This window comes from Stenotrophomonas sp. a6, assembly GCF_030913325.1.
In the GTDB taxonomy this organism is placed as follows: Bacteria; Pseudomonadota; Gammaproteobacteria; order Xanthomonadales; family Xanthomonadaceae; genus Stenotrophomonas; species Stenotrophomonas maltophilia.
This window is the reverse complement of the sequence record NZ_CP133161.1, coordinates 220,754-243,964: the sequence shown is the minus strand read 5'-3', so window position 1 is coordinate 243,964 and position 23,211 is coordinate 220,754. Positions and strand designations below refer to the sequence as shown.

Sequence of the window (23,211 nt, the reverse complement as noted above, 5' to 3'; positions counted from 1 at the left end):
TGCAGCAAGCCAAGGGACAGACCCGCGGCTGCCACAACGACATGAGGGATTCTCATGGAATTCGACTATCTCGTCTTCATCGGGCGATTCGAGCCCTTCCACAACGGCCACGCCGCCGTTGCCCGCCTGGCCCTGAGCCGGGCCCGCAAGCTGATCTTCCTGGTCGGCTCTGCCGATACCCCCCGCAGCCTGCGCAATCCCTGGACCGTGGCCGAACGTGCCGTGATGATCCAGGCCGCCCTCGATGGCCACACCGACCGCCTGCTGATCCGCCCGCTGCGTGACCACCTGTACAACGAAGCGCAGTGGATCGCCAACGTGCAGCGCCAGGTGGCTGAAGCCCTGCGCAACGACGGCGCCGCCGCCGATGCGAAGGTAGGCCTGATCGGCATGGACAAGGACGCGTCCAGCTACTACCTGCGCGAGTTCCCGCAGTGGCCGCTGGTGGACGTGCAGCACACCGCCACCCTGTCGGCCACCGAGCTGCGGCGCTACCTGTTCGAAGCCGGCGACGTCGACTTCCACGGCGCGCTGCTGATGCTGCGTGGCAATGTGCCGGCGCCGGTGTACGACATGCTTGAAGCGTTCCGCAAAAGCGCGCCTGCCTATGGCCAGCTGGTGGCCGAGTACCGCTTCATCGAACAGTACAAGGCCGCCTGGAAGGATGCGCCCTACGCGCCCACCTTCGTCACCACCGATGCGGTGGTGGTGCATTCAGGCCACGTGCTGCTGGTGCGTCGCCGCTCGGAACCCGGCAAGGGGCTGTGGGCGCTGCCCGGCGGCTTCGTCGGCCAGGAACAGAGCCTGCTCGACAGCTGCCTGCGCGAACTGCGCGAGGAAACCCGGCTGAAGATTCCGCTGCCGGTGCTGAAGGGTTCGCTGAAGGGCCAGCAGGTCTTCGACCACCCCGACCGCAGCCAGCGCGGCCGCACCATCACCCACGGCTTCCACTTCGAGTTTCCGGCCGGTGACCTGCCGCCGGTGCGCGGCGGCGATGACGCCGACAAGGCGCGCTGGATACCGGTGAGTGAAGCCCTGGACATGGGCCCGCAGCTGTTCGAAGACCACCTGCACATCCTGGAGTATTTCCTCGGCCGCGGCTGACAGGCCCGGCCTTCCCACTGGCGGACAGACCGCTGGTGTCACTCGACGCGAAGGAGCTTCCGTCATGCACTACCTCGATAATCTTCTCCTCAACACCGACAGCTACAAGGCCAGCCATTGGCTGCAGTATCCGCCGGGTACCGATGCCACGTTCTTCTACGTCGAATCACGTGGCGGCCTGCACGATCGCACGGTGTTCTTCGGCCTGCAGGCGATCCTCAAGGACGCGCTGGCACGACCGGTCACCCACGCCGACATCGACGACGCTGCTGCGGTATTCGCCGCGCACGGCGAACCGTTCAACGAGGCCGGCTGGCGCGATATCGTCGACCGGCTTGGCGGCCACCTGCCGGTGCGCATCCGCGCCGTTCCCGAGGGCAGCGTGGTGCCCACCCACCAGGCACTGATGACCATCGAGTCGACCGATCCGGCTGCGTTCTGGGTGCCGTCGTATCTGGAAACGCTGCTGCTGCGCGTGTGGTATCCGGTCACGGTGGCCACCATCAGCTGGCACGCACGGCAGACCATCGCCGCGTTCCTGCAGCAGACCAGCGACGACCCGCAGGAGCAGCTGCCGTTCAAGCTGCACGACTTCGGCGCGCGCGGTGTATCGAGCCTGGAATCGGCCGCGTTGGGCGGTGCCGCGCACCTGGTCAACTTCCTCGGCACCGATACCGTGTCGGCGCTGTGCCTGGCACGCGCGCACTACCACACGCCGATGGCCGGCTATTCGATTCCGGCCGCTGAGCACAGCACCATCACCAGTTGGGGCCGCGAACGCGAGGTGGACGCCTATCGCAACATGCTGCGCCAGTTCGGCAAGCCCGGTTCGATCGTGGCGGTGGTGTCGGACAGCTATGACATCTACCACGCGATCAGCGAACACTGGGGCACCACCCTGCGCGATGACGTGATCGCGTCGGGCGCCACCCTGGTCATCCGACCCGACTCGGGTGACCCGGTGGAGGTGGTGGCCGAAAGCCTGCGCCGGCTGGATGAAGCCTTCGGCCACAGCCTCAACGGCAAGGGCTATCGCGTGCTCAACCACGTGCGGGTGATCCAGGGCGATGGCATCAATCCGGACACCATCCGCGCGATCCTGCAGCGCACCACCGACGACGGCTACGCTGCCGACAACGTGGCCTTCGGCATGGGCGGTGCACTGCTGCAGCGACTGGACCGCGATACGCAGAAGTTCGCGCTGAAGTGCTCGGCGGCGCGGGTCGAGGGTGAGTGGATCGACGTCTACAAGGATCCGGTCACCGACGCCGGCAAGGCCAGCAAGCGCGGCCGCATGCGCCTGCTGCGCCGCCTGGACGATGGCAGCCTGCATACGGTGCCACTGCCGGCCAACGGCGACGACACCCTGCCGGACGGCTTCGAGGACGCAATGGTGACCGTGTGGGAGAACGGCCATCTTCTGTACGACCAGCGGCTGGACGACATCCGCACGCGGGCGGCCGTGGGGCATTGAAGGTGCATCCCGACCGGGGTCAGAGCCCGCTGCGTGGCAGCGGGATCCGACCCCTTCCTTCCGCTGGGGTCGGATCCCGTTGCAGCGCAGCGGGTTCTGACCCCTGCGCTCTTGACCGGCGCCACCAACAGGTCCACCTTGCACACGCCGAAGGTATCCCTCCCATCGCTGCGGCGCGGGGAGGGGTTTAAACGGGAATCCGGTGAAGGCGCCTCGCGCGTCCATTCCGGAGCTGCCCCGCAGCGGTGAATGGAAACGAATCCTGCCAACAGCACTGGGCTCGCGCCTGGGAAGCGGCAGGTAGTAGGTGGGCTGCGGCCCGTGTCCATCAGCCCGAATACCGGCCCCGGCCGGGGGACACGACCGTCCCCTGACTCGACCTGGAATCTCCGCGGGGAGGTTGCCGGGGCCGTCGTCGTCCTGCGCGTGCAGGCGGCGTGGCCGCGCGCGTCCTGTTCACGGTATCCGGCCAGACCCGTTCACCCACGCGCTGATGCATGGACCACCGCCGTTGCCGGCGGTCCATGCGGTACCTGACGATGACCGAGCTCCAACGCCCCACCCTGACCCTGCCCGCCGACGGCAAGCGCCTGCTGCTGCATTCGTGCTGCGCGCCCTGTTCCGGCGAAGTGATGGAGGCGATCACCGCCTCCGGGATCGACTACGCGATCTTCTTCTACAACCCCAACATCCACCCGGTGAAGGAGTATGAGCTGCGCAAGCAGGAGAACATCCGCTTCGCCGAGCAGCACGGCATTCCCTTCATCGACTGCGACTACGACACCGACAACTGGTTCAGCCGTGCACGCGGCATGGAAAACGAGCCCGAGCGCGGCATCCGCTGCACGATGTGCTTCGACATGCGCTTCGAGCGCACTGCGTTGTACGCGCACGAGCACGGTTACGACACCATCAGTTCTTCGCTGGGCATCTCGCGCTGGAAGAACATGGCGCAGATCAACGACTGCGGCATCCGCGCCGCCTCGCGCTATGAAGGCCTGCAGTACTGGGACTACAACTGGCGCAAGGGCGGCGGTGCCAGCCGCATGATCGAGATCAGCAAGCGCGAGCAGTTCTACCAGCAGGAATACTGCGGCTGCGTGTACTCGCTGCGCGATGCCAACCGCCATCGCCGCGAGAATGGCCGCGAGCGGATCAAGATCGGCCTGTTGTACTACGGGCAGGACGCTGGGACGCCGCAGGACGATTGACGTGCAGGCATGGGGCGGCCACGCTGGTCGCCCCTTCTGTTGTACCGGAACTGCCATGACCGCCCTGCCCGCCGATGTCGCCCTGCTGGTGATCGACCTGCAGCCGGACTTCATGCCCGGTGGCGCCCTGGCCTGCGACCAGGGCGATGCGCTGGTGGCACCCATTGCCGATCTGCTGGTGCAGCGCCGCTACCGCACCGTGGTGGCAACACAGGACTGGCACCCGGCCGACCATGCCTCGTTCGCCAGCCAGCACCCCGGCCAACGCCCGTTCGAGACCATCCTGCTGCACGCGCAGCCGCAGACCCTGTGGCCGGACCACTGCGTGCAGGGCAGCGCCGGTGCCGCCCTGCACCCGGGCGTGGACTGGACCGTGGCCGACCTGATCCTGCGCAAGGGCACGCGCCAACAGGTGGATTCGTACAGCGCCTTCCGCGAGAACCACGGCCCCGATGGCGAGCGCCCGGCCACCGGCCTGGCCGGCTGGCTGCATGAACGCCGCATCCGCGAAGTGCACGTATGCGGCCTGGCCCGTGACTACTGCGTGCTGTGGAGCGCGCAGGACGCGGTGAAGTCCGGCTTCCGGGTGAAGTTCCTGTGGGAGCTGACCAAGCCGGTGACCGAAGCCAACGACGTGATGGTGCGCGAGGCGCTGGGCAAGGCGGGGATCGCGATCGTCTGAGGCGTGACCGCCGGGCATGGCCCGGCGCGGCGCTACCGCGCACGTCGCTTATGCCGCTTGCGCGCTCCTGCCCACAACAACACAATCGATTCATCCAGCCCCCTAACTACGCCCCCCTACAGATCGCGGGACGGCCGAACCGGGGGCTTTTCATTGGATGAAATCAGGATTCGGTAGTGCCGGCCGCTGGCCGGCAACCTCGGGATCTCTGCAGTTGCCGGCCAGCGGCCGGCACTACCGGATAGCACCCGTGGTAGCGCCGGGCCATGCCCGGCGGACGCGGGATGGGCGATTACCGGAATACCACCGTGCGATGCCCATTGAGCAGGATGCGGTGCTCCACATGGCGGCGAACCGCGCGTGCCAGCACCAGCGATTCGGTATCACTTCCCAGCCGCACCAGTTCACGCGGTGCCATCGCATGGTCCACGCGGGCCACGTCCTGTTCGATGATCGGGCCTTCGTCCAGGTCCTCGGTGACGTAGTGCGCGGTGGCGCCGATGATCTTGACCCCACGCGCGTGTGCCTGGTGGTACGGCTGCGCGCCCTTGAAGCTGGGCAGGAAGCTGTGGTGGATGTTGATCGCACGGCCGGCCAGCGCGCGGCACAGCGTGGGTGACAGGATCTGCATGTAGCGCGCCAGCACCACCAGATCGATGCGTTCGCGCTCGACCAGGTCGATGATCTGCTGCTCCTGCACCGCGCGTGTATCGGCGGTCACCGGCAGGTGGTGGAACGGCACCTGGTAGGACGCCGCCAGCGGCGCGAAGTCGGCGTGGTTGGATGCCACTGCTGCGATGTCCACCTTCAGCTGGCCGCTGTGGGCGCGGAACAGCAGGTCGTTGAGGCAATGCCCCTGTTTGCTGACCAGCACCAGCAGCCGTGCGCGGCGTCGGCCATCGTGCAGCTGCCAGTCCATGCCGAAGCCTTCGGCAAGCGTGGCCATGGCGGCGTGCACGGTCTCCAGCGGCAGGCCGGCATCGCGATCGAAGTGCACGCGCAGGAAGAAGCGGCCACTCTCCTCATCGCCGAACTGCTGGGCGTCGAGGATGTTGCAGCCGTGGTCGAACAGCAGGCCGGACACGCGGTAGACGATGCCGGTGCGGTCGGGGCAGGACAGGGTAAGAATGGAATCGGGGCGCATCGCTACAGTGTAGGGCAGCGCCCTGCCCAGCGGCCGGATGATCACGGGTGCAACCGACCTGCTTGGTTCAGTACCAAGCGATACTTGGACCTTCCCGTGGCAAGCTGGTCGGTCATGAACCTGTTGCAACTGATCCGCAGCTTCACCCGCACCGCAGAGACCGGCAGCATTGCCGCCGCGGCCCGCATCCTTGGCATCAGCGCCACCGCGGTCGGCCAGAACATCAACCGGCTGGAGGCCCATCTGGGCGTACGGTTGCTGAACCGGAGTACGCGGCAGCTGGCCCTCAGCGAGGCCGGCGCGCTGTACCTGGCGCAGGTGCGCCACATCGAAGCCGACCTGGCGCGCGCGCAGGCGATGGTCACCGCCGGTGACATCGAACCGGCCGGGCCGCTGCGCATCGCCAGCAGCAGTGCCTTCGGTCGCCACGTGCTTGCCCCCTTGTTGCCTTCACTGCAGCAGCGCTACCCACAACTGCAGCTGGAGCTGCGCCTGACCGACCGCGCCGTGCAGCATGGGCCGGAAGCGGTGGATGCCAGCATCCGCATCGGGGCGCAGCTGGAGGATGGGGTGGTCGCGCGGCAGCTGGCGCGTGTTCCGTTCGTGTTCTGTGCCTCGCCGGCCTACCTGAAGGCGCACGGTACCCCGCAACAGCCTTCCGATCTGGGCGGTCATCGCGGGTTGCTGCACCGCTTCCCCACCGATGGCCGACCATTGCGCTGGGGCCTGCTGAAGGACGGCCAGCGCGTGGACGCCGCGCTGCCACCGAGCATGGTCTGCGATGACATCGATGCGCTGGCGACGCTGGCGGCGGCCGGTGCCGGCATCACCCGGCTGGCCGCATTCGTGGCCGAGCCGTACCTGCGCGAGGGCCGCCTGCAGGCGGTGTTCGACGCCGACACCGCGTGGCGCCCGGAACCGATGGAGGTCTACTTCTGCGTCAGCGACCGCCGCGATTTCACCGCCAAGATCCGCGCGCTGTTCGAACACCTTCAGGCCGGCATCGCGCCGGCCTGGCGGGTGTGAGCCTCAGCGCGTCTTGAACACGCCGCGCGCATCGCGCGGCTCGCAGCGCAGGTACTGTGGCGCCGGTTCCACGCTGTCGCGCAATGCGGCAGCGGCATGCCACGGCCAGCGCGGGTCGTAGAGGATGCCGCGCGCCAGGGCCACGGCATCGGCGTGGCGATGGCGCAGGATCGATTCGGCCTGCTCGGGCTCGGTGATCATGCCCACGGCGATGACCGGCATGCGCACCTTGGCCTTGATCGCTGCCGCGAACGGCACCTGGTAGCCCGGACCGACGGTGATCTTCTGGCGTTCGTCCAGGCCACCGCTGGAGACGTGCAGGAAATTGCAGCCGCGCGCGTCCAGCACCTGGGCCAGCGCTTCGCTCTGCACCAGATCCCAGCCGCCATCGACCCAGTCGCTGGCGGAGATGCGCACGCCCACGGCGACCTTGTCCGATACCGCCGCACGCACGGCGTCGAACACTTCCACCAGCAGGCGCAGGCGGTTCGGCAATGAGCCACCGTAGCCATCAGTGCGACGGTTGCTCAGCGGCGACAGGAACTGGTGCAGCAGGTAGCCGTGGGCGGCATGCAGCTCGATCAGCTCGAAGCCGAGGCGCTCGGCACGCACCGCACTGGCGGCGAAGGCGGCGATGACCTCGGCGATGCCGGCGTCGTCCAGTTCCTGCGGTGCCGGATCGGCGGCGTGGAACGGCAGCGGCGACGGCGCCACGGTGGCCCAGCCACGCGCATCGTCGGCCGGCAGCTGGCCACCGCCGTCCCAAGGGCGGTTCACCGAGGCCTTGCGACCGGCATGGCCGAGCTGGATGCCCAGCGGCATCGGCGACCAGCGGCGGACGCTGGCCAGTACCTGTGCCAACGCGGCCTCGGTGCCGTCATCCCAAAGGCCCAGGTCGGCCCAGCTGATGCGGCCACGCGGCTCGACTGCGGTGGCTTCCAGGATCAGCAGGCCGGCGCCGGATTGCGCCAGGTTGCCCAGGTGCATGGCATGCCAGTCGCTGGCGCGGCCGTCTTCGGCGGAGTACTGGCACATCGGCGCGACGACGATGCGGTTGGACAGGGTCAGGGGGCCGAACGAGATCGGCGAAAACAGCTGGCTCAAGACAGTGATGGACGACGTAGGGGATGCGTATTGCACCGCCGCACGGCTCCGGGATCAACCATCTGGATGGATCGCTGTTTCGCGGCGGCGGGTGGCCTGTAGAGTCGACTGACAGTCGACTCTACCCAGCCGATGGTTCGATAACCGACGCCAGCGCCTCAGCACAATCGCGTTCATCCTTGAACTGCAGCAGGTCGTCTGCACGGGTGCGGCCACGGTTCAACGCCGCCACCGGCAGTCCTGCTTTGGCCGCCGCCTGCACGAAGCGGAAGCCGGAATAGACCATCAGCGACGAGCCCACCACCAGCACGGCGTCGGCCTGCTGCAGGTGCTCGTGCACCGCCTCCACCCGCTCGCGCGGCACGTTTTCGCCGAAAAACACCACGTCCGGCTTCAACACCCCGCCGCAGTGCGGGCACCCGGGTACCACGAAGCTGGAGAAATCGGTCTCCAGGTCGGCGTCGCCATCAGGCGCGACGCCGGCCTCCAGCGCATCCCAGCCGGGGTTGGCGTCCAGCAGGCGCTGCTGGAAGTCCTCGCGGCCGCTACGGCGCTCGCAGCCCATGCAGCGCACCAGGTCCAGGCGGCCATGCAGGTCGATCACGTTACGGCTGCCGGCGCGCTGGTGCAGGCCGTCCACGTTCTGGGTCAGCAGCACCTGCAGCTTGCCACGGCTTTCCAGTGCGGCCAGGGCCTGGTGGGTACCATTGGGCCGGGCCAGGCCGAAGCGCGGCCAGCCCAGCAGGCTGCGCGCCCAGTAGCGCTGGCGGGTAGCGGCCTCGCCCATGAAGGCCTGGTAGGTCACCGGTGGCGTGCGTTTCCACTGGCCGTCGCTGTCGCGGTAATCGGGAATGCCCGAGGCGGTGCTGCAGCCGGCGCCGGTCAGCACGAACAGGCGCTGGGCGCGGTCGATGAAGTCGGTCAGTGGCGGGGTCATGGCTGCCAGATGGGGGCGCTGCGGCGCCCCTGCAAGCGCCGGTCGGTTGGCCGGGTCAGGCCGCCGGCAGCGGCGGCACCGCGATCGGGTGGCCTTCCTCGTCCAGCGCGATCATCACGAAGTGGCCGCGGGTGCACAGCTTGCGCTCGCCGCTGTGCAGGTCTTCGGCGACCAGTTCCACCTCCACCTTCATCGAGCTGCGGCCGACTTCGACGATGCGGCCGATGGTTTCCACCATCTGGCCGATGCGGATCGGCAGTTTGAAGTCGACCTGGTCGCTGCGCGCGGTCACCACGGTACGGCGCGAGTAGCGGGCGGCGGCCAGGAACGCGGCCTTGTCCATCCACGCCAGTGCCTGGCCACCGAACAGGGTGCCGAGGTGGTTGGTGTGGTTGGGGAAGACGATTTCGGCCATGCGCACTTCGATGGGCGGCACGGTCTCGGGGATCGGGGTCATGGGGGAGCTTCGGTGTGGGGTGCTGCGGATTCTAAGCGACCGGCGTGACGGCCATCGGAATGCACGTGCAACGGTCACCCGGCAGCGGTGCCTGCGCAGGCCGCGCCTGCAGCAGGCGTTACACTGCTTCACGCCCACTGCCAGGACCCCCCATGCCCGCCACTTCCGATCTGCTGGCCTTTGCGCTGGTTTCGCTGGCCATGGTGCTCACGCCCGGGCCGAACATGATCTACGTCATCTCGCGCTCGATCTGCCAGGGGCCGATGGCGGGACTGATCTCGCTGGGCGGGGTGGCACTGGGCTTCGTGTTCTACATGCTGTGCGCGGCATTGGGCATCACCGCCCTGCTGATGACCGTACCGTTCGCCTACGACGCGCTGCGCATCGGTGGCGCGCTGTACCTGCTGTACCTGGCCTGGCAGGCGCTCAAGCCCGGTGGCCGTTCGCCGTTCGCGGTGCGCGAACTGCCGCAGGACAGCCCGCGCAAGCTGTTCACGATGGGATTCCTGACCAATCTGCTGAACCCGAAAGTGGCGGTGATGTACCTGTCGCTGCTGCCGCAGTTCCTGCACCCGGACAGCGAAGGCAGCGTGCTGATGCAGTCGATCGTGCTGGGCTCCACCCAGATCCTGGTCAGCGTCAGCGTGAACGGCATGATCGCGCTGACCGCCGGCAGCATCGCCGGCTTCCTGGCCGCACGCCCGACCTGGCAGATGGTGCAGCGCTGGCTGATGGGCACGGTGCTGGCCGGACTGGCGGTGCGCATGGCGGTGGAAGGGCGGCGCTGATCGCGGCGTGCCCTCCAGGCGATACGCCCGGCCCCGTAATCAGAACAGTTCAGCGTGGTAGAAGCTCGGTTGTGCCGACCAGGCCTTGATATCGCCACATTGCGGCACGCTGGTGTAGTACAGGCGGATGGGAATGGCGGAGACCTTCGCACTCATCAGCATCGCGTAGGTCGCCTTGCAGACCTCCGGCGGCATGCTGAAGTCGCCTTTGCTGACGATGTTGCAGACCGCGTGGATGGGCGAGATGGTGGTCGCCACGAACACCTTGCCGCTGGCATCGATGGAAACGTTGGTCACCTTGGAATCGCAGTTCGTGCCGTGGGCGAGGGGCGGACAGGCGACCAGGACGGCGAACAGTCCTCCCGTCCACCCACGAAACACGGTCCTGCGGGTTGCTGTTCCAGGCACTGCAGTCTCCATTGCGACCTCCAGGGTCCATTCAGTTGCGCCACCATGGCAGGACCACGCGCACGGGAACCCGGCGCTGGGATTGTCCACGCGTCATTCCTGCAGTGGCATCCCCTCTTCCTCCCCAGGCCCGGCATGGATGCGAAGCACCGCCACCACTGGCGTCCAGCGAGAATAGCTCATCCTTCTGATGCGCAACGAAAAACCCCGGCATTGGCCGGGGTTCTTCGTTGCGACAGGCCGGGCCGGTTCGATCAGAAGTTCATGTCGAAGGCGACTTCGCCCTGCACGCCGACCTGGTAGGCCGAGACGCGGCGTTCGAAGAAGTTGGTCAGTTCCTGCACGTCCTGCAGTTCCATGAACGGCAGCGGGTTGCGCACGTTGTACTTCTTTTCCATGCCCAGCTTGGCGAAGTGCTGGTCGGCACAGTGCTGCAGGTACTGGCGCATGTCGCGGGTGGAGATGCCGGCCACGCCGCCGGACAGCACGTCCTCGGCGAACTGCACTTCGCATTCGATGGCTTCGGCCAGCATGTCGTAGACCTGCTGCTTCATCTCTTCGTCGAACAGGTCCGGTTCTTCCTCACGCACCACGCGCACCGACTCGAACGCGAACTCCATGTGCGCGCTCTCGTCGCGGAACACCCAGTTGGTGCCCGAGGCCAGGCCCGGCAGCAGGCCGCGCGAACGGAAGTAGTACACGTAGGCAAAGGCCGCGAAGAAGAACAGGCCTTCGATGCAGGCGGCGAAGCAGATCTGGTTGAGCAGGAACTGGCGGCGCTGTTCGCGGGTCTCGATGCGGGTCAGGCTCTGGATCGAGTCGATCCACTTGAAGCAGAAATCGGCCTTCTTCTTGATCGAGTCGATGTTCTCCACCGCCGAGAACGCCTTGGCGCGCTCTTCCGGATCCGGCAGGTAGTTGTCGAGCAGGGTCAGGTAGAACTGCACGTGCAGCGCTTCTTCATACAGCTGGCGCGACAGGTACATGCGCGCTTCCGGCGCATTGAGATGCTGGTACAGGTTCAGCACCAGGTTGTTGGAGACGATCGAGTCGCCGGTGGCGAAGAACGCGACCAGGCGGTGGATCAGGTGGCGCTCGCCCGGCGACATCTTGCTGTGCAGGTCGGTGATGTCGATCTGGAAGTTGATCTCTTCCACCGTCCAGGTGTTCTTGATCGCGTTCCGGTACATGTCATAGAACTGCGGGTAGCGCATCGGGCGCAGGGTCAGTTCAAAACCGGGATCGAGCAGCATCTGCTTGGGCTTGTCGGCCATGGGTGTTTCCTTGAATTCCTGGGTGAGCCGCCGGGCGTGGCCCGGCCTACCGTGGGTGTTTTTCCGCAGCCGAGCATGGCTCGGCTCTACAGGTGCGAGGTGTTCGAGTGCCGACCAACGGTCGGCACCCACCGCGCGGTGTGTTACTGGCAGGCCTCGCAGGCTTCCGGGTTTTCCAGCGAGCAGGCGATGGCTTCGTCCGGGCTGAATACCTTGGCCGGGGCCGCAGCGCTCACCGTGGTCTTGGCGATCTTGGTGGCCGGGCGCGAACGCAGGTAGTAGGTGGTCTTGATGCCCTGCTTCCAGGCGTACATGTACATGGAGGACATCGCGCCGATGTTCGGGCTTTCCATGAACAGGTTGAGCGAGGCCGACTGGTCGATGAAGGCGCCACGCTCGGCGGCCATGTCGATCAGCGAACGCATCGGCAGTTCCCACGCGGTGCGGTAGACCTCGCGCAGCGTTTCCGGAATCTGCGCCACGCCGGCGATGGAACCTTCGGCCAGCTTGATGGCATCGCGCATTTCCGGCGTCCACAGGCCCAGCTTCTTCAGCTCGTTCACCAGGTAACGGTTGACCTGCAGGAAGTCACCGGACAGGGTTTCGCGCTTGAACAGGTTGGACACCTGCGGCTCGACGCACTCGTAGCAGCCGGCGATCGAGGCGATGGTCGCGGTCGGCGCAATCGCGATCATCAGCGAATTGCGCAGGCCGTGTTCCTTGATGCGGGCGCGCAGGGCGTCCCAGCGTGCGGTGTCTTCCGGCACCACGTTCCAGGCGTCGAACTGCAGTTCGCCACTCGCAGCGCGGGTGTCGTTGAACGACGGGTGCTTGCCACGTTCCTGGGCCAGCTCGCAGGAGGTTTCCAGCGCGTGGAAGTAGATCGCTTCGGCAATCTTCTTCGACAGGGCGCGGGCCTCGGCGCTGTCGAACGGCAGGCGCTTGCGGAAGAACACGTCCTGCAGGCCCATGCAGCCCAGGCCGACCGGACGCCAGCGCAGGTTGGCGCGGCGGGCGGTTTCGATCGGGTAGAAGTTCAGGTCGATGACGCGGTCGAGCTGGCGCACGGCCAGGCGCACGGTCTCGGCCAGCTTCTCGAAATCGAACTCGTTGTGCTCGTCGAAGTGGTTGCCCAGGTTGATCGAACCCAGGTTGCACACCGCGGTTTCATCGTTGGAAGTGACTTCCAGGATTTCGGTGCACAGGTTGGACAGGTGGATCACGTTGCCCGGACGCAGGGTCTGGTTGCTGGCGCGGTTGCACTTGTCCTTGAAGGTCATCCAGCCGTTGCCGGTCTCGGCCAGCGTACGCATCATGCGGGCGTACAGCTTGCGGGCGGAGATGGTGCGGTTGGCCTTGCCCTGGGCTTCGGCCTGCAGGTAGGCGGCCTCGAAGGCTTCGCCGAACAGGTCGGTGAACTCCGGCACGACGCGCGGATCGAACAGCGACCATTCCTGGTCGGCTTCGACGCGCTTCATGAACAGGTCCGGCACCCAGTTGGCCAGGTTCAGGTTGTGCGCGCGGCGGGCTTCGTCACCGGTGTTGTCACGCAGCTCGAGGAAGTCCTCGATGTCGGCGTGCCAGGTTTCCAGGTACACGCAGGCCGCGCCCTTGCGCTTGCCGCCCTGGTTCACTGCGGCCACGGACGAATCCATGGTCTTCAGCCACGGCACGATGCCGTTGGAGTGGCCGTTGGTCGACTTGATGAGCGAACCACGCGAACGCACGCGGGTGTAGCTGACGCCGATGCCGCCGGAGAACTTCGACAGCTGGGCGATGTCGCCGTACTTGGAGTAGATCGACTCCAGCGAGTCCTGCGGCGAGTCCAGCAGGAAGCACGAGGACAGCTGCTCGTGGGTGGTGCCGGAATTGAACAGGGTCGGGCTGGACGGCAGGTAGTCCAGGTTGCCCATGCGCTTGTACAGCGCCAGGGTCTCGGACACGTCCTCGCTCAGCGCGCTGGCGATGCGCAGGAAGAACTGCTGCGGGGTCTCGATCACCTTGCGGGTGTGCGGGTGGCGCAGCAGGTAACGGTCGTACAGGGTACGCAGGCCGAAGTAATCGAAGTTCAGGTCCAGCGAGATGTCGATGGCATCGTTGAGCTTGCGCGCGTTGGTCTGCACGAAGTTCAGCAGGCGGTCGTTGATCAGGCCGACTTCATGGCCACGGCTGACCGACTGCGAGAAGGCGTAGATTTCCTGGCCCGAGACTTCCTTGGCGATGTAGTTGGCCAACAGGCGCGCAGCCAGGCGGCCGTACTCGGGCTCTTCACCGATCAGCAGGGCGGCGGTGCGGATGGACAGTTCGTCCAGCTCGCGGGTGGTGGCGCCGTTGTACAGGCCGGAAATGGTGCGGGTGGCCACGCGCATCGGATCGACGGCGTGCAGGCCTTCGGAGGAACGCTGCACCGCGCGCACGATCTTGTTCAGGTCCACCAGTTCGGTCGTGCCATTGCGCTTGGTCACACTCATCGCGTTGGCCGTCGGCGGCGACGTCAACAGGAATTCGCTTTCCTTCTCGATGGTGGCGCTGGATTCGGTGGTCACGGCGTGTGTCCTCTTGGCGTGATTGGTGGGTGCTCGATGCATCGGGTGACGCAGCCCGGGACATGACAGCCCAGGATGGCAGGACGGCGTCGCAGCGGATGAGACCCTGCGCCTGCCACTGCCGTTGACGATCGCGGATGGGTACCCGGGCATCCCTGGAATTGGGGTTGCTGCGACCGACGGCCACAAGATAGTGGGGGTGATGGGGCCCGTCAACGCCAAATGTAGTGAAATTCGGCAATCCCTTGCGCCGCAAGGATCGTGCCACCGGCGTCCGGATCAGACGCTTCAGACCTGCCGGAACGGGCTGCGCAGTCAAGCCCGAAAGGCGTCATTGCGGTGGTACAACGCACCGCGAAAACGGAACAATGACAGCTTTACATGACAGTGATGAAACTGGCTAGGGACAACCCTGTGGACAGGTGGTGGGCAGCCGGTGGGAATCCGGTGGACGCCGGGACCGCCCGCCGGGCAGCGACGCGAGGCTGCATGTGCCGGCCAGGCCGGAGCAGCGGCCGCAGGGAAACGCCGTTGCGCCCTCCTTCCCCCGATCATTGCCGGCCAGCGGCCGGCACTACCGGAATCCCAGGGGGTCGTGCCGGCCGCTGGCCGGCAACGCACGCCCGCAGGCCCCTCACGCCCGGTGCGGGGTGCCCAGGTACTCGGCGCTCTGCATTTCGATCAGGCGCGAGGCGGTACGTTCGAACGCCCCTTGCAGGCGCTGGCCGGTGTACAGCTCGATCGGCGAGGTGCTGGCGGTGCAGACCAGGTTGACGTGGCGGTCGTACAGCTCGTCGATCAGGTTGACGAAGCGGCGCGCGGCATCTTCGTTCAGGCGGTCGAAGGCGGGAATGCCGCCCAGCAGCACCGTGTTGAACTCGTGCGCGATCTCGATGTAATCCGAGGGCCCGCGCGGGCCTTCGCACAGCGCGGCGAAATCGAACCAGGCAATGCTCTTGCCGCGGCCACGCACCGGAATCTTGCGGCCCTCGATCTCGATGTTGCCGGGCTTGGCCGGCTGGCCGCCGCTCAGCTCGTTCCAGCGCGTGGCCAGCCACTCATCGCTGTCGGTCGCCAGCGGTGCGCGGTATACCGGCGAGCGGGTCAGCGCGCGCATGCGGTAATCCTCGGTACCTTCGGCGTACAGCTCGACGCAGAAGCGCTGCAGCAGGCCAATGGCCGGCAGGAAGCTCTCGCGCTGCAGGCCGTTGAGGTACAGGTTCTCCACTGCGGTGTTGGAGGTGGTGACCAGGGTCACGCCCTCGGCGAACAGGCGCTCCAGCAGCCGCGCCAGCAGCATCGCATCGCCGATGTCGGTGACGAAGAATTCGTCCAGCACCAGCACGCGCAGGTTGCTGCGCCATTCCTGGGCGATCTTCGCCAGCGGGTCGCTCTGGCCCTGGTGCTCGCGCAGGCGCTCGTGGACGCTGCGCATGAAGCGGTGGAAGTGGGTGCGGTACTTCTGCTTGATCGGCAGCCCGTCGTAGAACAGGTCGACCAGGAAGGTCTTGCCGCGGCCGACCCCGCCCCAGAAGTACAGGCCCTTCACCGGCTCGGGCTTCTTCCAGAACGAGGACAGGCGGTCCAGCCAACCGTCCTCGGCACTGTCCAGCAGGCCCAGGTGGATGCGGTCCAGCTCGGCCAGCGCCGCATGCTGGGCCGGGTCGTTCTGCCAGTCGCCACGGGCAACCCCTTCCGCGTACCGCTGCGACGGGGTCAGTTCCACGTCGCTCATGCCGCCGCGCCCAGCCAGTGCTTGACGCCGTGGGTCAGCGCGCCGCGCAGGTCGATCAGCTTGCGGTGGAAGAAGTGGCTGGTCTCGGGCATGCGCACCAGCTCATGCGGGAAATCCAGCGAGTCCAGCCACTGGTAGACAGCCTGCGGGTCGACGATCTCGTCCTGCTCGCCCTGGATCACCAGCCAGCGGGCCGGCGGTGCGATGCCATCGAAGTCCCAGCGGCCGGCCGGCGGCGCGATCGAGATCAGCGCTTCCGGCTGCAACTCGGCCGCGGCCTTCAGTGAAACGAACGCGCCGAAGCTGAAACCGGCCAGCCACAGGCGGTCGTCCGGACGCTGGCTGCGCACCCAGGCGGCGACGGCCTTCAGGTCGTCCTGCTCGCCCACGCCATGGTCGAACTCACCGGCCGAACCACCCACGCTGCGGAAGTTGAATCGCACCGTGGCGATGCCCAGCTCGCGCAGGGTGGTGGCGGTCATGGTGACCACCTTGTTGTGCAGGGTGCCGCCTTCGGTGGACAACGGGTGGCAGATGATGGCCACGATCGGCTGCACCGGCACATCGGCCTTGGGCAGGTCGACGACCACTTCCAGCGGGCCGGCCGGGCCGTCCAGTTCGAGGCAGGCGGTTTCGCCGGGGGCGACGGGGAACGAGTGCTTGTGCATGGCACCATGATACCGTCCCCCGCCCCTGCCCTGTGCCTGTCCCATGCTCTACCTGTCTTTGGCCGTGATCTGCAGCGTGCTGGTTTCGGTGTTGTTGAAGGTGGCCGGACGCCGCCAGCTGGATGTTTCGCAGATGGTCACCTGGAACTATCTGGTGGCGGCAACGCTCACCGCCGTGGTGCTGCAGCCGCCGCTGGATGCGCTGCGCGCGCCGCACGCGCCGTGGCTGTCATTGCTGGCGCTGGCGGTGGTGCTGCCCTCGATTTTCCTGGTGCTGGGCCGCGCGGTGGCGGTGGCCGGCATCGTCCGCAGCGACGTGGCGCAGCGGCTGTCGCTGCTGCTGTCATTGGCCGCCGCCTTCCTGTTCTTCGGCCAGACTGCCACACCGTGGAAGCTGGCCGGGCTCGGCCTGGGCCTGCTGGCGATGGTGGCCATCAGCCTGCGCCCACGCGGGCCGGTGGTCGCGCCCTCGCCCGGCGGCTGGGGCTGGCTGCTGGGGGTATGGGCTGGGTTTGCGGTGGTGGACGTGCTGCTCAAGCAGGTGGCGCTGTCCGGCACGCCGTCGATGGCGGCGGTGCTGGCCAGCTTCAGCGTGGCCTTCGTGCTGATGCTGGCGCTGCAGCTGTGGCGGCATGCGCGTGGCCGCAGCCGGCTGGCCTGGCGCAACCTGGGCGCGGGCGCGCTGCTGGGCCTGCTCAATGGCGGCAACATCCTCTTCTATGTGCACGCGCACCAGTCGATGCCGGACAACCCGGCCACCGTGTTCGCCGGCATGAACATCGGCGTGGTGGTGCTGGGCGCGCTGGTGGGCGTGTTCGCCTTCGGCGAGGCCACCACGAAGTGGAACCGCGCCGGCCTGGCGCTGGCGGTGCTGGCGATCGGACTGATCGCCTGGGGGTGAGCGTTGGTTGCGGCGGGCCATTTCCGCGCCCGCGGTGGGATGTCACTTTTCTTTTCGCGCGAAAAGAAAAGTAACCAAAAGAAACGCGCCGCCAGCCGCGAGCCGCGAGCCGGTGCTGTGCACCGGTACCCTGCGCTTCTCGATGAACCAGGGGACGGCGCCGAACTCGCTGCGCTCAAACATCGGCGCCTCTTCGCCCCTGATTCACCTGCGATGCTCGGCTCGCTTGAAGACGGACTGGAAGATCAAAAGCAACGGCAGGATCCGTGCCGATCAAGGTCCCTCCCAGAGCAGATCCCCGCCGAACCTTATTTGTCGAAACCCAGCAGCAGCGGGTCGTGGTCGGAGCTGCGCCACGGGCCCTGCACGTTGCGGTCCTGGTAGCCGCTGGCATCCTGCTCGTCGGCGTTGCTGTGCCACTCGGCGGCACCGCGCAGGCGCTTGGCCATGCCCGGGCTCAACAGCGCGTGGTCGAGGCGGCCGGTATAGCCGTTGTAGACGTAGCTGTAGGGATGCTCGACCTTGGCGACCTTGAACGCGTCCTGCCAGCCCAGGTCATGCAGGGTGCGGATCGGGTCTTCCATCGCGTAGGCATTGAAATCGCCGAGCAGCACCGCGTCCTTTGCACCGGTACCGGTCGGGTCGGTCTGCAGCCAGGCGTGCAGCTGCTGCGCCGAGGTCACGCGGGTGGCGTTCCAGCAGCCCTGGTTGTCGTTGTGGTCGGCGTCGGCACCGGCGGCGTCGCGGCAGCCCTTCGACTTGAAGTGGTTGGCCACCACCACGAACGGCGCGCCCTGCTTGCCCTGGAAGGCCTGCGCCAGCGGCACGCGGCTGTGCTCGACGAACGGGCCACCGGTCAGCGTGGCCGGCTTGCCCACCGGCTGCAGGCGCGCGCTGCGGTAGATGATGCCGACCCGGATCGGGTTGTCACCGGGGCCGTTGCCGGCATCGACAAAGCGCCAGTCGCCCTGCGCGCCGCGGTCGCGGTTGAGCGCATCGACCAGTTCGGCGATGGCCGACTGCGGACCGTAGCCATCGTTCTCCAGCTCCATCAGCGCGGCGACATCGGCGCCCAGCGCGTTGACCGTGGTGACCAGCTTGGCCACCTGCGCCTTGTGTTCCTCCAGCGTGCGTGCGCCGCGCAGGGTCGGGAAGCCACCGCCCTGGCCGTCGCCGTTGAAGAAGTTCTCCAGGTTGAAGGCCGCCACATGCAGGTTGCCCGGCACGGTCGGCACCGCCGGGCGCTTCAGCTCCGGCAGCTTCAGCGCGCCTTCGACCTGCAGGCGCGGATGGCCCTGCGCGTCCATGCGCACGATGCCCTGCACATCGCGCAGTTGCATGCCGGTGCGCAGCACCGGGTTGCCCGGCAGGTAAGCCACGCTGGCCGGGTCGCGGGCATCGCTGCCATCTTCCAGCACCAGGCGGCGGCGCTGGTTGTCGGCCATCACCTGCTCATAGCCGGCAGTGCCCGGCGTGGCCACTTCGGTCGGCTGCCAGAGGCGGCCATCGAAGGCCACGGTGAGCTGGCCGAAGCGCTCCAGGCCGTCGGTACCGGCCAGGGTCAGCGGTGCGGCAATGCGCACGCGCTGGCCATCCAGTGCACGCCAGTCGGCCGGCGCGGCGGTCAGCACCACGGTGGCGCTGCTGCGCGCAGCGGAGGGCGCCGCGGCCGGTGCGGCCTGCGGCTGGGCCTGGGCAAAGGCGCCGGCCGGCAGCAGCAGGGACAGGGCAAGGGCGAGGGAACGGCGGCGCATCAACGGGCGACTCCATGGAAGAGGCGCACAGACTAACCCTGAAATGCGAAACCCCAGCGACGCGCGCGGTTTTGGCCTTGGCCGGCAAAGCCGCCGGCGGCAGACGGAGAACGACCGCGGCGATTGGGGCGACCGGCGGGTAGAGTCGACTGTTAGTTGTGTAAACCCACCACGTTGTTCAGCAGGACTCTGGAAATAGGTGGCTGGCCACCGATCCCCATGTGAGGGCGGTGCCAGTTGTAGTGGTGCAGCCATTGGGTCAGCACGGAATTGCGCTGGTCCGAGGAGGCGTATTCGCGGGCGTAGGCCCATTCGCGCAGGCTGGTTTGGATGAAGCGCTCGGCTTTGCCATTGGTCCGCGGCGTGTAGGGCTTGGTTCTGATGTGCTTGATCCCAAGGGATTTGAGCAGCTTGGCAAAGGCGGTGGAGCGATAGCAGGCACCGTTGTCGGTCAGGATCCGCTTGAAGGTGATTCCCAGGCTGGCGTAGTACTGCAGAGCGCCCAGCAGCGCCTGGCAGGCGGTTTCGGCCTGTTCGTTGGGGTGGACGCTGCTGAAGGCGACCCGGGAGTGATCGTCGATGGCCACGTGGACGTAGCCCCAGCCACCGCCAGCGGCGTTTCCCCGACGTTTGGCATCGGTTCTGTGCCCTGGCCGCTGGAAGTTGCCCAGCTTCTTGATGTCCAGGTGCAGCAGCCCTCCGGGCTGATCGTATTCGTATCGGATGACCTCCTTGGGCGGTTCAAGCCGACACAGCCGATTGAGGCCGTGGGCACGCATCAGCCTTGAAATCGTACTGTGGCCGACCCCCAGCGCCTTGGAGATGGTCAGGTAGGTCTGCCGTTTACGGCGGTGCTCCTTGATTTGCTCGATTACCGGAGCAGGTGTGGCATGCGGCGTCTGGTGAGGCCGTGAGCTGCGGTTTTCCAGCCCCGGTGCCCCGAACTGGCGGAATCGGGCCAGCCATTTGTAGGCCGTACGCACACTTACGCCGCATGCTTGGGCTGCTTCCTCTGGGCGCAGGCCCTCGTGGAGGATGCGGCGAATAAGAAGTGCTCGACTATGGACGGTCAAACGGGCATTTTTATGGTGGTTCATCCGGGCTCTTTGGGGTCTGGAGAGGTGTGGTAACCACCATTTTCCAAAGATGTCCCGGATGAACAACGTACAGAGAGATCACAGTTAGTCGACTATCGCGCGCAGCGCGGGCTTTTTCGGTGGCGTTGGGAAGAGCAGTCGACCAACAGTCGACTCTACTCCCTTCCCGCGGTTCCGCCATCCCGTTTGGCCGTTCCATGTTCCGACGTTTCCGCCGTTTCGCGGTTTGGCCGTCCCGGCGCCTACTTCAGGTTGCCCAGCATCCAGTCCACGGTGGCGTGGATCTGTTCCTCGGTCAGCGCCGGGTTGCCACCCTTGGGCGGCATGATGCCGCCATCCGGGCCGGTGTAGCCCTCGATGGCGTGCTTGTAGAGGGTGTCCTTGCCCTGCGCGATGCGCTTGTCCCAGTGCGAATGGTCCAGCGTCGGCGCCATGCCCACGCCGGTGGTGTGGCAGGCGGTGCACAGATTGTCGAAGATGACCTTGCCATCCTTGGTGCCACCGTAGGCCACCTGCGAGGCGGCCTTGGCCAGCGCGGCGGCCTTGGCCGCTGCCTGCGCGGCGGCGCCGGTGCTGCCGGCATAGACCGCGCCGGTGGGCGAAATGCGCTGTTCGGTGCGCTTGGCCGCCGTCGGCGACACCTCGGGCGGAATCCGGGTGTGGATGTAGGCGGCAAGGAGGATGAGGCCGAGGGTGATGGTCGCCAGCAGCGCGATCACCATGGAGAAGCGTTTCAGGAACTCCAGATCGTAATTCCGCACTCTTCGTTACCCCTGGCTGATAGTCGTTGGACCACGGCTGAGCGACTGCGTGATGGAGCGAGTATAGAACGCGCTTTGCGTGCGACAACAGGCGTCACTGCTGGTGCGGCGCAACATGCCGGCCCGGTAGTGCCGGCCGCTGGCCGGCATCGCCATCCCGCCGGATGGATCGTGCAGAAGCCGGCCAGCGGCCGGCTCTACCACGTTACCGGGCGCCGATCGCGCGCAGGCAGAAGCTGCAGATCGCATCCACCAGCGCGTCTTCGTCGCGGTGCGCTTCGCGGCTGGGTGCGGTCGGGCCGACCATCGCCTCGGTGAAGGCGCCGACCAGGCAGGCGGCGGCCACATGCGCGTCCTGCGCCGGCAGCTCACCGGCGGCCACGCCCTCCTCCACCAGCCGCAGGAACACGTCGCCGAAGGCGCGACGACCACGCATGCGCTCAGCCTCCACGTCCGGATCGACCGGTTCGACGATGAAGGCATGCGCCAGCCCCGGCCCGGCCAGGGCGCGGCGAACGAAGGCGGTGATCGCCAGCCGCAGCCGCTCGCTGGCCACCTCCGGACCACTGGCGATGCGCTCCATGATCGCGACCTCGTGGGCCACCGCGGCGTTGAGCACCTCCACGAACAGCTCGGCCTTGGACGGGAAATGGCGATAGATCAGGCCAGTGGATACCCCCGCCTGGGTTGCCACGGCGGTCACCGGGGCGTTGCGCCAGCCGCCGGTGGCGACCAGCTCACGGGTGGCCAGCAGGATCCGTTCACGGGCCCCAGCCAGGCGTTCTTCCATCAGTGCAGAGCGTTTGTAGGCCATGTTTTGATTCTGGTTTCAATTTTTGAATTTGTATTCACTTCTTATCCGAACCCCGCTACGCTGGGGTCCAATCGCCCGTGCGGGCAGCGGTCCTGCAGACCGCCGCCCGCTCCCCCGCCGGGTGCGTCCATTTCCTGCCATCCCGTCGTGGAGCCACCACAATGCACGTGCCATCCCTGAACTTCGACCTTGGCGAAGACATCGACCTGCTGCGCCAGAGCGTGGCCCATTTTGCCGCCGCCGAGGTCGCACCGCTGGCCGCCGAGGCCGATGCCAGCAACCAGTTCCCGCTGGCCCTGTGGCCGAAGCTGGGCGAACAGGGCCTGCTCGGCCTCACCGTGGAAGAAGCATACGGCGGCACCGGCATGGGTTACCTGGCCCACGTGGTGGCGATGGAAGAAATCTCGCGTGCCTCCGGCGGCATTGGCCTGTCCTATGGCGCGCACTCCAACCTGTGCGTGAACCAGCTGCGCAAGAACGGCAACGAAGAACAGAAGCAGCGCTTCCTGCCGGGCCTGTGCGACGGCAGCCTGGTCGGCGCGCTGGCAATGAGCGAGCCGGGTGCCGGTTCGGACGTGGTGTCGATGAAGCTGCGCGCCGACAAGCGCGGCGACCGCTACGTGCTCAACGGCAACAAGATGTGGATCACCAACGGCCCGGATGCCGACGTGCTGGTGGTCTATGCCAAGACCGACATGGACGCCGGCGCCAAGGGCATCACCGCGTTCCTGGTCGAGAAGGGCATGAAGGGCTTTTCCACCGCGCAGAAGCTGGACAAGCTGGGCATGCGCTCCTCGCCCACCTGCGAGCTGGTGTTCCAGGACTGCGAAGTGCCGGAAGAAAACGTGCTGGGCCAGGTTGGCGGTGGCGTGCGCGTGCTGATGTCCGGCCTGGACTACGAGCGCGTGGTGCTGTCCGGCGGCCCGCTGGGCCTGATGGCCGCGGCGATGGACGTGGTGATGCCGTACGTGCACGAGCGCCACCAGTTCGGTGAGGCGATCGGCAGCTTCCAGCTGATCCAGGCCAAGATCGCCGACATGTACGTCGGCCTGGGCGCCTGCCGCGCCTATGTCTATGCCGTGGCGCGCGCCTGCGACCAGGGCCGCACCACCCGCCAGGACGCCGCCGGTGCCATCCTGTACGCCGCCGAGAAGGCCACCTGGCTGACCGGCCAGGCGATCCAGATTCTGGGCGGCAACGGCTACATCAACGAATACCCGACCGGCCGCTTGTGGCGCGACGCCAAGCTGTATGAAATCGGCGCCGGCACCTCGGAGATCCGCCGCATGCTGATCGGCCGCGAACTGTTCCAGCGCACCCTGTAAG

General features: G+C 66.9%; 22 protein-coding genes and 1 riboswitch. Of the genes, 8 read left to right on the top strand and 14 right to left on the bottom strand.

From position 1 onward, the window contains the following. The first annotated feature begins 48 nt into the window (after positions 1–48). The 4 genes from Q9Q79_RS01095 to pncA all read left to right on the top strand — a co-directional run bounded on the left by Q9Q79_RS01095 (position 49) and on the right by pncA (position 4,471). Positions 49–1,104, top strand: coding sequence for a bifunctional nicotinamide-nucleotide adenylyltransferase/Nudix hydroxylase (locus tag Q9Q79_RS01095; RefSeq protein ID WP_086016255.1), 1,056 nt, complete (start codon positions 49–51; stop codon positions 1,102–1,104). A 64-nt stretch (positions 1,105–1,168) separates the two neighbouring features. Further along, positions 1,169–2,578 carry a nicotinate phosphoribosyltransferase gene (locus Q9Q79_RS01090; protein ID WP_099474163.1) on the top strand — a complete coding sequence of 470 codons (1,410 nt, stop codon included), beginning with the start codon at positions 1,169–1,171 and terminating at the stop codon, positions 2,576–2,578. A 134-nt stretch (positions 2,579–2,712) separates the two neighbouring features. Further along, a riboswitch (cobalamin riboswitch) is annotated at positions 2,713–2,942 on the top strand. A 175-nt stretch (positions 2,943–3,117) separates the two neighbouring features. Beyond that, a complete protein-coding gene (locus tag Q9Q79_RS01085; protein WP_005411939.1) occupies positions 3,118–3,789 on the top strand; it encodes an epoxyqueuosine reductase QueH in 672 nt (223 codons plus the stop codon). A 55-nt stretch (positions 3,790–3,844) separates the two neighbouring features. After that, positions 3,845–4,471, top strand: coding sequence for a bifunctional nicotinamidase/pyrazinamidase (pncA, locus tag Q9Q79_RS01080; protein WP_024956219.1), 627 nt, complete (start codon positions 3,845–3,847; stop codon positions 4,469–4,471). A 292-nt stretch (positions 4,472–4,763) separates the two neighbouring features. Here the strand turns inward: pncA and purU are convergent, their stop codons facing one another. Beyond that, positions 4,764–5,615, bottom strand: coding sequence for a formyltetrahydrofolate deformylase (gene purU / locus Q9Q79_RS01075; RefSeq protein WP_005411937.1), 852 nt, complete (start codon positions 5,613–5,615; stop codon positions 4,764–4,766). Positions 5,616–5,729: 114 nt separating this feature from the next. Here purU and Q9Q79_RS01070 point away from each other — a divergent pair, with 114 nt between their 5' ends. Continuing rightward, positions 5,730–6,641, top strand: a complete 912-nt coding sequence (locus Q9Q79_RS01070; RefSeq protein WP_005407675.1) for a LysR family transcriptional regulator — start codon at positions 5,730–5,732, stop codon at positions 6,639–6,641. A 3-nt stretch (positions 6,642–6,644) separates the two neighbouring features. Here Q9Q79_RS01070 and Q9Q79_RS01065 read toward each other — a convergent pair whose 3' ends face one another. The 3 genes from Q9Q79_RS01065 to Q9Q79_RS01055 all read right to left on the bottom strand — a co-directional run bounded on the left by Q9Q79_RS01065 (position 6,645) and on the right by Q9Q79_RS01055 (position 9,139). Next, complete coding sequence (locus Q9Q79_RS01065; RefSeq protein WP_099474165.1) at positions 6,645–7,745, bottom strand: NADH:flavin oxidoreductase/NADH oxidase; 1,101 nt, start codon at positions 7,743–7,745, stop codon at positions 6,645–6,647. A gap of 121 nt (positions 7,746–7,866) precedes the next feature. Then, on the bottom strand, positions 7,867–8,682 hold the full coding sequence (locus tag Q9Q79_RS01060; protein WP_005407673.1) for an NAD-dependent protein deacetylase: 816 nt from the start codon (positions 8,680–8,682) through the stop codon (positions 7,867–7,869). 55 nt (positions 8,683–8,737) lie between these two features. After that, the gene (locus Q9Q79_RS01055) at positions 8,738–9,139 is read right to left on the bottom strand and encodes an acyl-CoA thioesterase (RefSeq protein WP_005407672.1); all 402 of its coding nucleotides are present in this window, start codon (positions 9,137–9,139) and stop codon (positions 8,738–8,740) included. 152 nt (positions 9,140–9,291) lie between these two features. On the opposite strand from Q9Q79_RS01055, the gene Q9Q79_RS01050 reads away from it, so the two are divergent. Further along, the gene (locus Q9Q79_RS01050; protein ID WP_005407671.1) at positions 9,292–9,927 is read left to right on the top strand and encodes a LysE family translocator; all 636 of its coding nucleotides are present in this window, start codon (positions 9,292–9,294) and stop codon (positions 9,925–9,927) included. Between the two features lie 39 nt (positions 9,928–9,966). Here the strand turns inward: Q9Q79_RS01050 and Q9Q79_RS01045 are convergent, their stop codons facing one another. The 5 genes from Q9Q79_RS01045 to Q9Q79_RS01025 form a co-directional block, all read right to left on the bottom strand. Further along, a complete protein-coding gene (locus tag Q9Q79_RS01045; RefSeq protein ID WP_236672477.1) occupies positions 9,967–10,224 on the bottom strand; it encodes a hypothetical protein in 258 nt (85 codons plus the stop codon). A 365-nt stretch (positions 10,225–10,589) separates the two neighbouring features. Further along, on the bottom strand, positions 10,590–11,609 hold the full coding sequence (locus tag Q9Q79_RS01040; RefSeq protein WP_005407669.1) for a ribonucleotide-diphosphate reductase subunit beta: 1,020 nt from the start codon (positions 11,607–11,609) through the stop codon (positions 10,590–10,592). Positions 11,610–11,752: 143 nt separating this feature from the next. After that, on the bottom strand, positions 11,753–14,155 hold the full coding sequence (locus tag Q9Q79_RS01035; RefSeq protein WP_005407668.1) for a ribonucleoside-diphosphate reductase subunit alpha: 2,403 nt from the start codon (positions 14,153–14,155) through the stop codon (positions 11,753–11,755). Positions 14,156–14,789: 634 nt separating this feature from the next. Then, on the bottom strand, positions 14,790–15,890 hold the full coding sequence (gene zapE, locus Q9Q79_RS01030; RefSeq protein WP_076739082.1) for a cell division protein ZapE: 1,101 nt from the start codon (positions 15,888–15,890) through the stop codon (positions 14,790–14,792). Next, positions 15,887–16,558, bottom strand: a complete 672-nt coding sequence (locus Q9Q79_RS01025; RefSeq protein WP_049460816.1) for a CocE/NonD family hydrolase — start codon at positions 16,556–16,558, stop codon at positions 15,887–15,889. The genes zapE and Q9Q79_RS01025 overlap by 4 nt, the downstream gene beginning before the upstream one ends. A 43-nt stretch (positions 16,559–16,601) precedes the next feature. Here Q9Q79_RS01025 and Q9Q79_RS01020 point away from each other — a divergent pair, with 43 nt between their 5' ends. Further along, positions 16,602–17,459: an EamA family transporter gene (locus Q9Q79_RS01020; protein WP_076739083.1), complete on the top strand. Its 858-nt coding sequence runs from the start codon at positions 16,602–16,604 to the stop codon at positions 17,457–17,459. A 42-nt stretch (positions 17,460–17,501) separates the two neighbouring features. Here Q9Q79_RS01020 and Q9Q79_RS01015 read toward each other — a convergent pair whose 3' ends face one another. The 5 genes from Q9Q79_RS01015 to Q9Q79_RS00995 all read right to left on the bottom strand — a co-directional run bounded on the left by Q9Q79_RS01015 (position 17,502) and on the right by Q9Q79_RS00995 (position 21,885). Beyond that, positions 17,502–17,642 carry a hypothetical protein gene (locus Q9Q79_RS01015; RefSeq protein ID WP_157803237.1) on the bottom strand — a complete coding sequence of 47 codons (141 nt, stop codon included), beginning with the start codon at positions 17,640–17,642 and terminating at the stop codon, positions 17,502–17,504. A 125-nt stretch (positions 17,643–17,767) separates the two neighbouring features. Beyond that, positions 17,768–19,213, bottom strand: a complete 1,446-nt coding sequence (locus tag Q9Q79_RS01010; RefSeq protein ID WP_201863768.1) for an ExeM/NucH family extracellular endonuclease — start codon at positions 19,211–19,213, stop codon at positions 17,768–17,770. Positions 19,214–19,365: 152 nt separating this feature from the next. Further along, entirely contained in the window at positions 19,366–20,310 is a 945-nt protein-coding gene (locus Q9Q79_RS01005) for an IS481-like element ISStma1 family transposase (protein ID WP_012478995.1), read from the bottom strand. 242 nt (positions 20,311–20,552) lie between these two features. Continuing rightward, a complete protein-coding gene (locus tag Q9Q79_RS01000) occupies positions 20,553–21,071 on the bottom strand; it encodes a c-type cytochrome (protein WP_005407662.1) in 519 nt (172 codons plus the stop codon). Between the two features lie 205 nt (positions 21,072–21,276). After that, complete coding sequence (locus tag Q9Q79_RS00995; RefSeq protein ID WP_005407661.1) at positions 21,277–21,885, bottom strand: TetR/AcrR family transcriptional regulator; 609 nt, start codon at positions 21,883–21,885, stop codon at positions 21,277–21,279. A gap of 161 nt (positions 21,886–22,046) precedes the next feature. Between Q9Q79_RS00995 and Q9Q79_RS00990 the strand changes: the two genes are divergently transcribed. Further along, positions 22,047–23,210, top strand: coding sequence for an isovaleryl-CoA dehydrogenase (locus Q9Q79_RS00990; RefSeq protein ID WP_005407660.1), 1,164 nt, complete (start codon positions 22,047–22,049; stop codon positions 23,208–23,210). The last annotated feature ends 1 nt before the right edge of the window (position 23,211 follow it).

What these genes read in the sequence shown, in the direction of transcription:
- Q9Q79_RS01050 (WP_005407671.1), top strand. Translation starts at nt 9,292, where the DNA reads ATGCCCGCCACTTCCGATCTGCTGGCCTTTGCGCTGGTTTCGCTGGCC.
- Q9Q79_RS01015 (WP_157803237.1), bottom strand. Translation starts at nt 17,642, where the DNA reads ATGTTTGAGCGCAGCGAGTTCGGCGCCGTCCCCTGGTTCATCGAGAAG.
- purU (WP_005411937.1), bottom strand. Translation starts at nt 5,615, where the DNA reads ATGCGCCCCGATTCCATTCTTACCCTGTCCTGCCCCGACCGCACCGGC.
- Q9Q79_RS01085 (WP_005411939.1), top strand. Translation starts at nt 3,118, where the DNA reads ATGACCGAGCTCCAACGCCCCACCCTGACCCTGCCCGCCGACGGCAAG.
- Q9Q79_RS01070 (WP_005407675.1), top strand. Translation starts at nt 5,730, where the DNA reads ATGAACCTGTTGCAACTGATCCGCAGCTTCACCCGCACCGCAGAGACC.
- zapE (WP_076739082.1), bottom strand. Translation starts at nt 15,890, where the DNA reads ATGAGCGACGTGGAACTGACCCCGTCGCAGCGGTACGCGGAAGGGGTT.
- Q9Q79_RS01005 (WP_012478995.1), bottom strand. Translation starts at nt 20,310, where the DNA reads ATGAACCACCATAAAAATGCCCGTTTGACCGTCCATAGTCGAGCACTT.
- Q9Q79_RS01025 (WP_049460816.1), bottom strand. Translation starts at nt 16,558, where the DNA reads ATGCACAAGCACTCGTTCCCCGTCGCCCCCGGCGAAACCGCCTGCCTC.
- pncA (WP_024956219.1), top strand. Translation starts at nt 3,845, where the DNA reads ATGACCGCCCTGCCCGCCGATGTCGCCCTGCTGGTGATCGACCTGCAG.
- Q9Q79_RS00990 (WP_005407660.1), top strand. Translation starts at nt 22,047, where the DNA reads ATGCACGTGCCATCCCTGAACTTCGACCTTGGCGAAGACATCGACCTG.
- Q9Q79_RS01060 (WP_005407673.1), bottom strand. Translation starts at nt 8,682, where the DNA reads ATGACCCCGCCACTGACCGACTTCATCGACCGCGCCCAGCGCCTGTTC.
- Q9Q79_RS01020 (WP_076739083.1), top strand. Translation starts at nt 16,602, where the DNA reads ATGCTCTACCTGTCTTTGGCCGTGATCTGCAGCGTGCTGGTTTCGGTG.
- Q9Q79_RS01090 (WP_099474163.1), top strand. Translation starts at nt 1,169, where the DNA reads ATGCACTACCTCGATAATCTTCTCCTCAACACCGACAGCTACAAGGCC.
- Q9Q79_RS01055 (WP_005407672.1), bottom strand. Translation starts at nt 9,139, where the DNA reads ATGACCCCGATCCCCGAGACCGTGCCGCCCATCGAAGTGCGCATGGCC.
- Q9Q79_RS01010 (WP_201863768.1), bottom strand. Translation starts at nt 19,213, where the DNA reads ATGCGCCGCCGTTCCCTCGCCCTTGCCCTGTCCCTGCTGCTGCCGGCC.
- Q9Q79_RS01040 (WP_005407669.1), bottom strand. Translation starts at nt 11,609, where the DNA reads ATGGCCGACAAGCCCAAGCAGATGCTGCTCGATCCCGGTTTTGAACTG.
- Q9Q79_RS00995 (WP_005407661.1), bottom strand. Translation starts at nt 21,885, where the DNA reads ATGGCCTACAAACGCTCTGCACTGATGGAAGAACGCCTGGCTGGGGCC.